11 protein-coding genes are annotated in these 14274 nt (G+C 64.2%); all 11 read right to left on the bottom strand.

Annotation, left to right across the window (positions count from 1 at the left end):
• Window positions 1-7 precede the first annotated feature (7 nt).
• The 11 genes from U0O11_RS05085 to leuC all read right to left on the bottom strand — a co-directional run bounded on the left by U0O11_RS05085 (window position 8) and on the right by leuC (window position 14127).
• Entirely contained in the window at window positions 8-736 is a 729-nt protein-coding gene (locus U0O11_RS05085) for a CvpA family protein (RefSeq protein WP_225347760.1), read from the bottom strand.
• A complete protein-coding gene (locus U0O11_RS05080; RefSeq protein ID WP_225347759.1) occupies window positions 733-1461 on the bottom strand; it encodes an SPOR domain-containing protein in 729 nt (242 codons plus the stop codon). The genes U0O11_RS05085 and U0O11_RS05080 overlap by 4 nt, the downstream gene beginning before the upstream one ends.
• Before the next feature lie 49 nt (window positions 1462-1510).
• Window positions 1511-3037, bottom strand: a complete 1527-nt coding sequence (locus U0O11_RS05075; RefSeq protein WP_225347758.1) for a bifunctional folylpolyglutamate synthase/dihydrofolate synthase — start codon at window positions 3035-3037, stop codon at window positions 1511-1513.
• Complete coding sequence (accD, locus tag U0O11_RS05070) at window positions 3030-4049, bottom strand: acetyl-CoA carboxylase, carboxyltransferase subunit beta (protein ID WP_043336910.1); 1020 nt, start codon at window positions 4047-4049, stop codon at window positions 3030-3032. Before accD ends, U0O11_RS05075 begins: the two co-directional genes overlap by 8 nt.
• Before the next feature lie 302 nt (window positions 4050-4351).
• Window positions 4352-4984 (bottom strand): phosphoribosylanthranilate isomerase, encoded by a 633-nt coding sequence (locus U0O11_RS05065; protein WP_153636798.1) that lies wholly within the window; start codon window positions 4982-4984, stop codon window positions 4352-4354.
• A gap of 22 nt (window positions 4985-5006) precedes the next feature.
• Complete coding sequence (gene truA, locus U0O11_RS05060; protein ID WP_318527678.1) at window positions 5007-6113, bottom strand: tRNA pseudouridine(38-40) synthase TruA; 1107 nt, start codon at window positions 6111-6113, stop codon at window positions 5007-5009.
• Window positions 6113-8986 carry a type IV pilus assembly protein FimV gene (locus tag U0O11_RS05055; RefSeq protein ID WP_324691957.1) on the bottom strand — a complete coding sequence of 958 codons (2874 nt, stop codon included), beginning with the start codon at window positions 8984-8986 and terminating at the stop codon, window positions 6113-6115. The genes truA and U0O11_RS05055 overlap by 1 nt, the downstream gene beginning before the upstream one ends.
• Before the next feature lie 456 nt (window positions 8987-9442).
• Complete coding sequence (asd, locus tag U0O11_RS05050) at window positions 9443-10564, bottom strand: aspartate-semialdehyde dehydrogenase (protein WP_225347756.1); 1122 nt, start codon at window positions 10562-10564, stop codon at window positions 9443-9445.
• A 218-nt stretch (window positions 10565-10782) separates the two neighbouring features.
• On the bottom strand, window positions 10783-11865 hold the full coding sequence (gene leuB, locus U0O11_RS05045; protein ID WP_043335563.1) for a 3-isopropylmalate dehydrogenase: 1083 nt from the start codon (window positions 11863-11865) through the stop codon (window positions 10783-10785).
• A 145-nt stretch (window positions 11866-12010) separates the two neighbouring features.
• Window positions 12011-12664, bottom strand: coding sequence for a 3-isopropylmalate dehydratase small subunit (gene leuD / locus U0O11_RS05040; RefSeq protein ID WP_324691954.1), 654 nt, complete (start codon window positions 12662-12664; stop codon window positions 12011-12013).
• Between the two features lie 11 nt (window positions 12665-12675).
• Window positions 12676-14127 (bottom strand): 3-isopropylmalate dehydratase large subunit, encoded by a 1452-nt coding sequence (gene leuC, locus U0O11_RS05035; RefSeq protein WP_043335560.1) that lies wholly within the window; start codon window positions 14125-14127, stop codon window positions 12676-12678.
• Window positions 14128-14274: the final 147 nt, after the last annotated feature.

Here is a 14274-nt window from a genome sequence, read left to right as displayed (position 1 = left end):
CTGCCTGTCACTGCTCACCACCCGCATTGCGGCTTGCGGCCTCGCCAGCGGTGCTGCCCCTGAGCAACGCCTCCAGCGAGGGCTGGTCCTGCGTGGCATCCTGGCGCGTGAACGACTGCAGCGCCTGCTGGCTGAGGCTGTCGCTCAACGCACGCCCTTCTCGCTGGGCGCTGTCGATCAGACCGCTGGCCTGCTGCTTGAGCCGGGTGCCGCTGGTGGAATCCGGAAGCGACACGCTCTGGCCCCAGTCACCGCCCGTATCCCACTCACGATAGCGAGCCAACGACCAGTCGCGCAGCTGCTCAAGCATCGGCCGCAGCTGGGCGGCCTGCCAGTCGGCGCTGTCACGCAGGGGCGTCAGCCCCACCACGGCGGTGATCAGCACCAGTATGACCGCCGCGCGCAAGGCGCCGAATACACCGCCGAGCAGGCGATTGAAGCCGCCCATGCCGACCGCATGAATCAAGCGTTCCAGCAGGCGCAACATCAGCCCCCAGATCAGCACGCTCGCGATCACCACCAGCACGAAGCCGACTGCGGTGCGGATGCCCGGCGAGACAATCATCTCTTCGAGAAGGCCACCCACCTCGGCGCCGAACTGGCGTGCCGCGACCAATGCCACCAGCCAGCCCGCCAGACCCAGGGCCTCGCTGAGCAGACCCCGCATCAGCCCCAGCAGTACCGAGATACCGATCAGGCCCAGACATAGCCAATCGATCCAGACCAGCTCGTTCACTCACCCTCCTTGCGTCGTACCAGCAGGCCCTTGATATTGACCTGCTGCTGCAGGCGCGAGCGTGCGGACTCACCGATCTCGGAAGACTTGTACGGGCCGACGAAGACAACGGTCAACTTGCTGCCACGCGGGATACGGTATGCCGCGAAGCCCTTGCCCTGCAGCTCCTTCTGGAGACGCTCGGCGTTGGCCGGGTCACCGAAGCTGCCGACCTGCACGGCCCAGCCACCGGCGGAAGACGACGGCGCATTCGAGGCAACCGCAGGCTTCGGCTCAGGCTTGGGCGCGGGCTTGGGTTCAGCCTTGGGAGCAGGCTTGGGCTCCGGCTTGGCAGCGGGTTCCGGTTCCGGTTCCGGTTCCGGCTTTGGCTTTGACTGCGGCTCGCTGCTGGCCACAGAGCGGGTCGGCGACAACTGCTCGGCCTCGGCGACACGGCCTTGGGACTCGGAACCGCTGTCACTGCCAGCACCCGGGTCACTGTCACGCACCTTGCCGTTGCTGTCGACGAAGGTGATCGGCACATCCGTGCCGATCTTCAGCTCGCTGGGCGGCTGCGGCTCATCGACGTTGGAGCGATCGATATCCACCGGCTTGCCAAGCGTCATCACCGGACTCGGGCGCTCATCACGGGCCGGCGGCTCATCGAAGAGCATCGGGATGAAGATCACCCCCAACGCCAGCAGGATGACCGCACCGCTGATTCGCTCGCGTTTGCCATATTTCATTGTGACATCTCCCTTGCACCCGAAATCCCGGACCCGCCGCCGGCCTGCATCAGGCCTGGGCGTCGAGCCACATCAATGCTTCACCGACCGTGAAGAAGGAACCACAGACCAATACTTCTCCAGCGCTCGTCTCGCGTGCCAACCATTCGGCTGCAGCGGTGACCGTCTCGCACTCCGCCAGCACCTCACCACCACAGTGGCGGACCACGGCGGCAAGCTCACTGGCCTGACGGCTACGCTCGCCATCCAGGGTGGCGACGACGAAGCCGTCCACCACCGGTGCCAGCGCCTGAATCACGCCAGCGGCATCCTTGTCGCCCAGCATGGCGAGCAACGCCCGCCGCGGACGGGTGGCAGGATCCCGCGCGCAACGCAGGTCATGAGCAGCAAGACGGCTGGCCAGATAACTCGCGGCATGCGGGTTATGGCCGACATCCAGACACCAGTCTCGCCCGTGACGACTCAGCCATTGCATACGCCCCTTGAGCTTGACGCTCGCCATGGCCTGCTGCACGCATTCGGCGTTGAGCTCGATACCGGCCTCGACCAACGCATTCAGCGCACTGGCCGCATTGTCCCGCGGCAAGCCCGGGTCTGGCAGCGCATCGAACGTCAGTGCCGGCGCTGACAGGCGCTGCCATTGCCATTGAGAGGTAGCCGAATGGTCCGTGCTGCCATCCACACTGCCCTTCACACTGCTATTCACATTGCCATTTACAAATTCAGCCGCGGCCTGCCAGCGAAAGTCCTGCCATAGCACCTGCGGCGTGACACCCAGCGTGCGAGCATGCGCCGCACAACTGGACGGCAGCACATCCGAGCCGAACACGGCCGGCTTGCCGGCGCGCAGAATCCCGGCCTTCTCGAAGCCGATGTTCTCGAGGTCGGTGCCAAGAAACGCGGCATGATCCTGTGCGACCGTGATGATCATCGCGACATCACAATCGATGATGTTGACGGCATCCAGACGTCCGCCCAGGCCGACTTCCAGAATCGCGAGCTGCGGTTGCTGCTGAGCGATCAGCCATAGCCCGGCCAGCGTGCCGGCCTCGAAGTAGGTCAGGCTGATCACACCCTCGTCATCCAGCGGCTCACCATTGGCCGACAGCCCGGAATGGCGCGCGGAATCGACCTGCTCAAAGGCCGTGACCAATGCCGCATCACTGACGTCTTGACCATTGAAGCTCAGACGCTCGTTGTAATGCAGCAGGTGCGGAGAGGTATAGGTGGCGGTGCTCAGCCCGTGGGCACGCCCCAGCGCCTCGAGCATGGCAACTGTCGAGCCCTTGCCATTGGTCCCCGCCACGGTAATGATGCGGTCACCGAGCCGACGCGCGCCCGCCCCGACCAGACCGAGACGCCTGGCCACGCACAGCACTCGGGCAAGGCCCATATCGATACTGACGGGGTGCTGATGCTCGAGACGCGTCAGCCACTCATCCAGCGAGTGGCCACGCGGCACGGCATCATGCAGGGGGGAAAGCTGCCACGAAGCGGCATCCAGCGGAGGGAGTGAGGAAGACTGCAGCACCTCATCGGTGCTGCAGCTTGCCGGGGCGGAGCCCTGCTCAGCCATCGCGACGTTCGCCTTGCGGCTTCTCGCTGGTGAAGGTCTCGTCGAGCACGCTGTCCACGGCGGAGCGCGGCTCGGCCGGTGCTTCGACAGTCGCATCCGCCTCGACGGATTCTTCTTCGACGACCGCATCCGCGACCGGCAGGTTGGCGGCGTTGACCGGCATGCCCTGCAACTTGAGCAGGATGCTGGACAGGCGCTCACGCATCTCGCGGCGGTGGATGATCATGTCGACGGCGCCATGCTCGAGCAGGAACTCGGAGCGCTGGAAGCCTTCCGGCAGCTTCTCGCGCACGGTCTGCTCGATGACCCGCGGACCGGCAAAGCCGATCAGGGCGTTCGGCTCAGCGACATTCAGGTCGCCCAGCATCGCCAGCGACGCAGACACGCCACCGAAGACCGGATCGGTCAGCACGCTGATGTACGGCACGCCAGCCTGCTTGAGCTTTTCAAGCGCCGCGGAGGTCTTGGCCATCTGCATCAGGGAGAACAAGGCTTCCTGCATGCGAGCACCACCGGAGGCGGCGAAGCAGACCAGCGGGATGTTCTCGGCCAGCGCAAGCTCTGCTGCACGCACGAACTTCTCGCCGACGATGGCACCCATGGAGCCACCCATGAAGCTGAACTCGAAGGCCACGGCCACGACCGGCTGACCGGAGAGTGCACCGCGCATGGCGACCAGCGCATCCTTCTCGGATGTCTGCTTCTGGGCAGCGCTCAGGCGATCCTTGTACTTCTTGGAGTCGCGGAACTTGAGGCGATCGACCGGCTCGAGATCCGCCGCGATTTCCTCGCGGCCTTCGCTGTCGAGGAACCAGGACAGACGCGCACGCGCAGTGAGACGCAGGTGGTGGTCACACTTCGGGCAGACGTTGTCGTGCTTGGTCAGCTCCGGAAGGTACAGGACTGCTTCGCACTTGGGGCATTTACGCCACAGGCCGTCAGGAATGGAGGTACGCCGATCCTTGCGTTGGATACGGCTCATTGACGGCACAATCTTGTCAAGCCAGCTCATGGTGGGGAGGCTTCCGTTTTGCTGCTGTTCTGGGCACCGCTCGACGACTGTCGGCGGCCATGCGAGTTGGCACATATTCCAGGGCGTTCACGCCCCGGCAATATGGCGGGCAGCTACCATCACAGGGCAGTGCCAATGGAAAAGACCGTGCAACCCATTGGTCGTACGGCCACTTTTCCGAATTCTGGGGGTCATTGTAGCGGCTTCGCCCCCCTTGCGGGTAGTGCGAGATGCCAATTGAGCGTTGCGGCCCTCGCCGCTTGGGACGAAAGCAACGCAAGGGCCACAACCTTGCCGGCAAATCAGCGCTGCTGGCGGACTGCCTGACAGAATGCCTGCATGCGCTCGGCACTCTTCTCGCCGGGCGCGGCTTCCACACCACCGGAGACATCGACCGCATAAGGGGCGACCTGCGCCACCGCCGCAGCGACATTGCCTGACTCGAGACCACCTGCCAGGATGACCGGCAGCGGCAGATCGGCCGGGATGCGCGACCAGTCGAAGGTCTCGCCGGTGCCACCGGGCACGCCGGGACGATAGGCATCCAGCAGCAAGCCACGCGCATCGTGATAGCGCGCCGCCTGCGCGGCGAGATCGATCCCGTCACGCATGCGCAACGCCTTGATATAGGGCCGCCCAGCCGCCCGACACTGCTCTGGCGTCTCATTGCCATGCAACTGGAGCAGATCGAGGTGCGGTGCCGCCGCCGCAATCTCTTCGGCGCTGGCATCCACGAACAGGCCGACCCGCGTCACGAAGGCCGGCACGCACGCGGCAAGCTCGGCCAGCCGCGCCACATCCACCGCACGCTTGCTGCCCGGCCACAGCACGAAGCCCAGCGCATCGGCCCCTGCTGCCACGGCGTCGCGGATATCCTGCTCACGCGTCAAGCCACAGATCTTGATCCGGGTACGCTGGCTCGCTCGAGCGCTCATCTCGGTCATGGGATCACTCCGTTCAACGTGAGGATTCATTCTGGGTGGCAGCCGTCAGCGTGTCATCCTCGGCGCCTGCCGCAGGATCGCCTGCCGCAGGATCGCCTGCCGCAGGAATCGCTTGTTCATGCTCGCGACTGAGGCGCTCGGCTTCACGGGCCACGTTGGCCAGTCGAATGGCCTCCTGCTCACTGAGCTTGCCTGCCGCGCGCGCCTCTTCGGCACCCTCGGCCTCGGCACGCGCCATGCGTGAGCGCACCATCGGGCAGTCCGGCAACGGGCGCTCGCCCGTCCACTCGCCAAGATGTGCGACCAGACCAGGGCCCAGGGGTTCCTTGGGCAGCGCATAGCGCGGCGGATAGATGACATCGACGAAGTGAAGCCCTGTCGCCGCTGCCGTCGCGCTCGAGCGCGTGCGATCTCCTCCGCGCATCAGCTCGACGATCCACTCGACAGGCTTCTCGCCACGCCCGATGGCCATCAAGGTGCCCGCGATATTGCGCACCATGTGATGCAGGAAGGCATTGGCCTGGATATCGATCATGACGATATGGCCATGGCGACTGACTTCAATGAAGTGCACGTGGCGGCGCGGCGAGCGCGACTGACAGCCTGCGGCGCGGAACGCCGAGAAATCCAGCTCGCCCACCAGATGCGCCGCCGCGGCCTGCATGTCGGCGACATTGAGCGGCTCACGACACCAGGTGACATTGTTGCGCTCCATCACCGGCCGAAACGGCTGGTTGATGATCATGTAGCGATAGCGGCGGGCGATGGCGCTGAAACGCGCATGGAAATCATCGGGCACCGGCACGGCCCAATGAATCCCGATATCGGGGGGAAGGTTGACGTTACCGCCCATGCGCCAGGCCTTGCGACTGCGGCCCACGGGGGTATCGAAATGCACGACCTGACGCACGGCATGCACACCGGAATCGGTGCGGCCACTGCAATGCACGGTAATCGGCGTGGAGGCGACCTTGGACAAGGCCTTCTCGAGCGCTTCCTGCACGGAGGGGGCGTGGCTCAGACGCTGCCAGCCACAATAGCGGGTGCCATCATATTCAACGCCCAGAGCAATGCGCCCCGGGCGTTTCTCGTTATCATCCAACGGTGTAAAAAAGGGCATCAGGTCAGACCAAAGCGCTCCATCAACGCCAGCGCCTCTTCACGGACCATGTCATCACTGGCGGTAGCGAGCGGCTCAAGCAGCGCAGCCGCCTGATCATCATCGCCATCCACCAACAACTGACGGGCTTCCTCGAGCTGTTGGAATGCCACGGTATCCTGGGCGCCAGCCCCAAACCCTGCCGACTCGACAGAGGGATAGGCATTATCCTGATCCCCAGACTCGAACGCCACTTCCTCGACCTCGAATTCCGAGATATCACGCCGCGGCACGTCCACCTCTTCCAGCGTCATGCTATCCAGTGACGGCAACTCGTCCATGCCATCGACTGCGGCTGACGGCTTGCTTGACGCCTCATACGGCTTCTGGCTCGCAGCGCTGCCTTCACTTGCGCCACTACTCTCACTTGCAGCACCGTTCTTCTCACTTGCGGCGCCGCTCCCGATCGCGGAGTGGTCATCCAGCTCTTCACGCAGTGAGGTGAACTCGACGGACTCGCCCTTGAGCGCGCTATCCGCCGCCTTGGATGCCGCGGCATCAGTGCCCTTCTCGCCATCAGCGTGACCAGTATCCCCCAGCGTCAATTCCGGCGCCTGGTAATCGATCACGTTGTCGCTGTTGAAGTGGCTCTCACGCACGGGCGCCTTCTCGAGGTCCTCGCCCTTGAGGCCCGGCTCGAACGCGACGCCTTGATCGGGAGCATGCTCGACCAACGGTTCGCTCACGCCGTCACCGGCATGCGGTTCGCTGTCAGACAGCGCGCTAGCCTCTTCCGAGTCATCAAGGGAGGCGTCAGAGCCCGTGGCGGATGCATCTGCCGGGCCGCGAGCCGCATCATCGGCCTTGTCGCGACCTTCAAGCGGCGCGCGAGGCGCTGCCGCCTGCTGGCTTGCCACCCCAGACAGATAGGAGACCTTGCGCCCCACCTGACTCGCGCCGCCGCCTGCGACAGCACGCAGCGCACTGCTTGAGACACTGTAGCGATCCAGCAGCGCCTGAGCCTCGAAACGCTCTTCCTCATTGCCGGCCGCCAGCACCTGCTCACCTTCATGATGCAGGGCTTCAGCATTGCCAAGCTCGCCATGGACACCCATCAACTTGAGGCGCAGGTCCTGGCGTGCGGGATCTTCCACCAGACCGGCCTCCAGCAGGGCCTGGGCCTGATCGAAGCGGCCGTAGGCGATGAAGATGTCCGCCTCGCTGATCGCAGCCGCTTCCGGCTGGGAGAGCGGCTCAAGGCTACCGGAACCCCGGCGCGCCGCCACGTTGGCATCTTCAGACGCGGATGACTTGTGACCCGCGGCAGCAGCGGCAGTCGAGGCCGCAAAGGTATCAGGGAAGACGCGTGGCTTGTCCTGGTCGGGCTCTTCATTGCCGCGGACCGCATCGGCAAAGCTCATGTTCTCATCGCCCCCGGAACCGGAGCGGCGACGCAACAACAGCAGCAACAGAAGCAGCAATGCCCCGGCCACCCCGCCGACGATGGCCAGGTTGTCCTGCACCCACTGCCAGGTCGCCTGGGGCCACGGCTGCTTGGGCAACACCAGGTTGCCCTCGCCGTCGCGCGGCTGTCCGAGGTCCACCCCGGCGGCGATCAGGCTTTCCGGCAACGCCAACGGCGAGATACCGCTGTTGACGAGTAGACGATTCTGTTTGGCGAGCAGCACCTTGGCCGTCTCGAGCTGCTCGGTACGCTCTGCCAGCGACGCTCGCAGCTCACCGACTTCGTTGCGCAGGGAGGCCACTTCGCTGCGCAGGTCATCACGCTCCTGCTCCAGCTGATCGAGGCGTTGCTGATTGGTCAGCAGCTGGTCTTCCAGCGACTCGAGGCGATCGGACAGTTCATCGATCGCCTGCTGACTACCCGCGGAGATCTGACCACTGGCTGCCGCCGCCTTGGGCTTGCTGCCGTCTTCATCCAGCAGCGTCAGACGCGGCTTGCCGTCGGCACCCGCGCTGGCGGGCCCGCTCGGTGCGGCCGTGGCCGCAGGCGCATCACTGGCGGAGGGCTCATTCGACGTGCTGGCCGCAGCGGTTTTCTTGCTGGCCGGAGCCGGCACGGTCTTGCCCTGCGCGCCCGCGACCCACTGCTGATACTGCTGACGCACTTCCTTGTCAGCCTCGGTACGCGAACGTCCCAACATGGTGCTGCGGTCCGGCACGCTCAGCACCACTCCCGCACGCAGCTTGTTGATGTTGCCGCCCGGGAAGGCCCTGGGGTTGGCTTCCTGGATCGCCAGCATCGCCTGACGGATGCTGACACTGGCATCCGGACGCACGCGACGCGCGATCGTCCACAGCGAATCACCGTTGCGCACCTTGATGCTGGACGGCGGCGTGCTGGATGACGCACTGCGCGAGGCAGCCTGGCTGGGCTGAGCATTGTCGCGGAACACCACGGAACGCGTCGGCGAGGAATCGTTGGTGGCCAGCGGGCGCGAGCGCGCGCCGGCAGGTGTCACCAATGACGGCTGACTCGAATAGCCCGCCGGATCGAACAACAGGGTCACCTGACGCTGCAGCTTGCCATTGGGCCATTCGACATCCAGCAGCAGGTCCACATAGGGCTCACGTACCGCGCCATTGGTGGACAGCTGGAGGTAGTAGCGCCCACCCTGCTGCTTGACGGCAACCTTGATGTCATCGCTGACATAGCTGCGATCGACGCCCGCTCGCGTAAAGGCGGCAGAATCGGCAACGCCGGCCTTGATGAGGCTGGCATCGAGGCCCGAGGTATCCGTGAGGCCGATGCGCGCGTCCAGTGGCTGATTCAGATTCGAGCGCAACCGCGGCGATTCCATGCCGACTGCCAAGGCCTGAGCACTGTAGACGGCGAACGACACCGCCAGTGCGAGAGGAAGCTTGCGTCCCATTGAGTGTCCCTTCGTATGCGGCCGAATCATTGCCCGGCCTGCGCATTATGTTACGTATACTTACACAAGATACCAGAGAGTCCGTCCCAAGAGTGCGGGAAGCCATTGGCAAAGTGGAAAAAGTTTCAACGATAGAGTGACGGCCCACGATCGATAACGGCCGCAGAGGCGTCATATCGCGAGTGACCAGCTCGACGATATCCCCTTTACGATACCCGTAAAAAACACCTCCCTGCCATCATGCATCAAAAGCGCCAGTCAAAATCGCAAAAAATGCGCAGGAAAGACTGAGATATCTGGTACTCGCCGTGACATCAGTGACCTATCTCTTACCTGAAATCACCGACCTTCCAAGACGTAACGTGCAAAAGAGAAACGCCCTCGACTCCAGAGAGCCGAGGGCGTTTTCAGGTCAGGCTCGCAACGAACCCGACGACATGCTGCTACACAGTGCGATCAGGCCGCGCGATGTTCACGCAGGATGGTCAGCATGCGCTTGAGAGGCTCCGCGGCCCCCCACAGCAGCTGGTCACCGACACTGAAGGCGGACAGGTATTCGCCCCCCATCGCCAGCTTGCGCAGACGGCCGACCGGTACGGTCAGGGTGCCGGTCGCGGCGGCCGGTGTCAGGTGCTTGAGGCTGTCTTCCTTGGTATTGGCGACGACCTTGACCCAGTCGTTGTGCTTGGCCAGGCGGTCTTCGATCTCGTCCAGCGGCACGTCCTGCTTGAGCTTGACGGTGAAGGCCTGGGAGTGGGAACGCATCGCACCGATACGCACGCACAGCCCGTCGATCATGATCGGGTTGCCCTGGCTGTCGAGAATCTTGTTGGCCTCGACACCGGCCTTCCACTCCTCGCGGGTCTGACCGGATTCCATCGCGGAATCGATCCACGGCAGCAGTGAGCCGGCCAGCGGCGCACCGAACTGCTGAGTCGCGAAGTCATCGCCGCGCATGGTGGCGGTCACCTTGCGGTCGATGTCGAGGATGGCGCTGGCCGGGTCCGCAAGCTCTGAGGCCACGCTGCCATTGAGCTGGCCCATCTGGGTCAGCAGCTCACGCATGTGGCGCGCACCGCTGCCGGAAGCTGCCTGGTAGCTCATGGAGGTCATCCACTCGACCATGCCGGCCTCGAACAGGCCGCCCAGGCCCATCAGCATCAGGCTGACGGTGCAGTTGCCGCCGACGAAGGTGTTGGCACCGGCGCCGATCTTCTGGTCGATCACGTGACGGTTGACCGGGTCCAGCACCAGCACGGCGTCCTTGTCCATGCGCAGGGTGGAGGCCGCATCGATCCAGTCGCCCTTCCAGCCGGCTTCGCGCAGCGGGCCGAACACCTGCTTGGTGTAGTCGCCGCCCTGACAGGTGACGATGACATCCAGCGCCTTCAGCTCATTGATGTCATTGGCATCCTTGAGCGCCGGCACCGGCGTGCCCAGGTCAGGACCGGCCTGACCGACCTGGGAGGTGGAGAAGAATACCGGCTCGATACCGGCGAAATCGTTGTCATCACGCATGCGTTGCATCAGCACGGAACCGACCATGCCACGCCAACCGACAAATCCGACTTTCAACATGCTTGTTCTCCTTGTTCATGCACGGCCGGGAGCATGGAAGACACCACCGCTCCCGACACAGGAATGACCCGCAGCGAGCACAGGCAACTCACACGAGACGAGCCTTGCCCAACGCTCCAGCCGCAGGTCCTGACATGAGAACCCGGCGACGCACGCCGAGCTCCCCCATGATCATCGCGTGAACGCCGCTGGCTGGCGGCGTTCACGCGGGTCTTGCCTTACGCCTGGGCCTTGAAGGCGGCCAGCACGGCATCGCCCATCTCGGAGGTGGAGACCTTGCGCGTGCCGGCGTAGGCGATGTCGGCAGTGCGCAGCCCTTCATCCAGCACCACGCCGACCGCCTTCTCGATGCGCTCGGCCCAGGCGGCTTCGTTGAGCGAGTAGCGCAGCATCATGGCCACCGACAGGATGGTCGCCAGCGGGTTGGCGATGCCCTGGCCCGCGATATCCGGCGCGCTGCCGTGGCACGGCTCGTACATGCCCTGACCACCCGCATTCAGCGAGGCGGACGGCAGCATGCCGATGGAGCCGGTCAACATCGCGGCCTCATCCGACAGGATGTCACCGAACATGTTGCCGGTGACCACCACGTCGAACTGCTTGGGTGCACGTACCAGCTGCATGGCGGCGTTGTCGACGTACATGTGCGACAGCTCGACATCCGGGTAGTCGGCGGAGATGCGCTCCATCACGTCACGCCACAGCATGGTGACTTCCAGCACGTTGGCCTTGTCGACGCTGCACAGCTTCTTGTTGCGCTTCTGCGCCATCTCGAAGGCGGTGCGACCGATGCGCTCGATCTCGGACTCGGAGTAGACGTAGGTGTTGTAACCGACCTGCTGACCATCACGCGTCTCGATGCCACGCGGCTGACCGAAGTAGATGCCACCGGTCAGCTCACGCACGATCATGATGTCCAGACCGGACACCACTTCCGGCTTGAGGCTGGAGGCCTCGGCCAGCTGCGGGTAGAGAATCGCCGGACGCAGATTGGCGAACAGCTCGAGCTCCTTGCGCAGCCCCAGCAGGCCGCGTTCCGGACGCAGCGAGATGTCCTCGAGCTTGTCCCACTGCGGGCCGCCGACTGCGCCGAGCAGAATGGCATCCGCCGCCTTGGCCGCCTCCAGCGTTTCCGCCGGCAGCGGGTGGCCGGCCGCGTCATACCCTGCACCACCGACCTTGCCTTCGCTCAGCGTGATGTCCAGGCCTTCGCTGCGGGCGGCTTCAAGGATCTTCACGGCTTCGGCAGTGATTTCCGGGCCAATGCCATCACCGGGCAGAATCAGGATATTGCGGCTCATCTGGAACTCTCCTTGGGCCGGAAGTCTTCCGGCGAGACCGACGGTTCACCGTCGGTGCTGAGACTGGGCTCGCCGCCATTCTGGACGGCGAGCCATGACGAATATGTTGCGATGTCAGGCGCTGACTGACGCGACGCTGGCCAGATCAGGCCGTCTTGCCGTCGCGGAACAGCCACGGACGCTCGGTGCGATGACGCTTCTCGAAGCTGTCGATGGCGTCCTGGTCCTTGAGGGTCAGACCGATATCGTCCAGGCCTTCCATCAGGCAATGCTTGCGGAAGTTGTCGACCTCGAAGGGAATCGACTCACCGGACGGCGTGATGACTGCCTGTGCCTCGAGGTCGATATCCAGACGATACCCTTCCACCGCCTCGGCTTCCTTGAACAGACGGTCCACCGTGTCCTCGTCGAGGGTAATCAACAACAGGCCGTTCTTGAACGAGTTGTTGTAGAAGATATCGGCGAAGCTCGGCGCGATGACCACGCGGAAGCCGAAGTCGGTCAGTGCCCAGGGCGCGTGTTCACGCGAGGAACCACAACCGAAGTTGCGACGCGCCAGCAATACGCTGGCCCCCGCGTAACGCGGCTGGTTGAGCACGAAATCCGGATTCAGCGGACGCTTGCTGATGTCCTGACCGATATAGCCCTCATCGAGATAACGCAGCTCATCGAAGAGGTTCGGCCCGAAGCCGGTACGCTTGATCGACTTCAGAAACTGCTTCGGGATGATCAGGTCAGTATCGACGTTGGCGCGATCAAGCGGTGCCACGAGGCCCTGCTGGCGAATGAACTTTTCCATGTCGGGCCTCCTCAGGCGACTTGAGTGTTGTTGGTAGGGATGGGGGCAAAGTCACGAACATCAACGAAGTGACCCGCAATCGCGGCAGCGGCGGCCATGGCCGGGCTGACGAGGTGCGTACGCCCACCGAAGCCCTGACGGCCTTCGAAGTTGCGGTTGGAGGTGGAAGCACAGTGCTCACCGGCGCCCAGCTTGTCGGCGTTCATCGCCAGACACATGGAGCAACCCGGCTCACGCCATTCAAAGCCCGCCGCGAGGAAGATCTCGTGCAGCCCTTCCGCTTCCGCCTGCGCCTTCACCAAGCCAGAGCCCGGCACCACCATCGCCTGCTTGAGGCTCTTGGCGACCGTGCGGCCTTCGGCCACGCGCGCCGCTTCACGCAAATCCTCGATGCGCGAGTTGGTGCAGGAACCGATGAACACGCGGTCCAGTTTGATGTCGGTGATCTTCTGCTGAGCGCTGAGGCCCATGTACTCGAGCGCACGGGTGATGCCACGCGCTTCGGTGTCATCGCTGGCTGCAGCCGGGTCCGGCACCACGCCATTGACGCTGGTGACCTGCTCCGGGCTGGTGCCCCAGGTGACCTGCGGCGCGATATCCTCGGCCTTGAGCACCACGACCTTGTCGAATTCGGCGTCCGCATCGGAGACCAGATTGCGCCAGTCGGCGACGGCCGCTTCCCACTGCTGGGCGTTCGGCGCATAGGGGCGCTCGTAGAGATAGTCGATGGTGATGTCATCGACACCGACCAGACCGACCCGCGCACCGGCTTCGATCGCCATGTTGCAGATGGTCATGCGGCCTTCCATGGAGATGTCCTGGATGGCAGAGCCGCCGAATTCGATGGCGTAGCCGGTACCGCCGGCGGTGCCGATCTCGCCGATGATGGCGAGCACGACATCCTTGGCGGTGACGCCAGTGCCGAGACGACCATCGACGCGCACCAGCATGTTCTTCATCTTGCGCTGGATCAGGCACTGGGTGGCGAGCACGTGCTCGACCTCGGAGGTGCCGATCCCGTGGGCCAGTGCCGCGAAGGCACCGTGGGTCGCGGTGTGGGAATCGCCACACACCACGGTCATGCCCGGCAGAGTCGCGCCCTGCTCCGGCCCGACCACGTGCACGATGCCCTGACGCGCATCATTGATGGTGAACTGCTCGATGTTGAAGCTGTTGCAGTTGTCGTCGAGGGTCTGCACCTGAATGCGTGAGGTCTCGTCCTCGATGCCCGCGATACCGGCAGCACGCTCCTTGAGAGACGTCGGCACGTTGTGGTCCGGCGTTGCCAGGTTGGCATCCAGACGCCACGGCTTGCGACCGGCCAGACGCAGCCCCTCGAATGCCTGCGGCGACGTGACTTCGTGCAGCAGGTGACGGTCGATGTAGATGAGTGCAGTACCGTCTTCGCGTTGCTTGACCAGGTGCTGATCCCACAACTTGTCATAAAGGGTCTGGCTAGCCATGTCGTGTCTCCTCGTGGCGCCTTACGGTAAGAGCGCGCTTGCTGCCTCGGGGCTCGTAACGGCCCCTTGATGAGGGTGTGTCGTCCAGTGTTGATGGCGGGGCGGTCGTGCGAGCCCGTGGATAGTGACCACTTGCTTGCTGGCTCC

It is taken from the genome of Cobetia sp. D5, from assembly GCF_035666195.1.
GTDB lineage: Bacteria > Pseudomonadota > Gammaproteobacteria > Pseudomonadales > Halomonadaceae > Cobetia > Cobetia amphilecti.
Note: the sequence above shows the minus strand (reverse complement) of the source record. Positions and strands in the feature narration are given on the sequence as shown.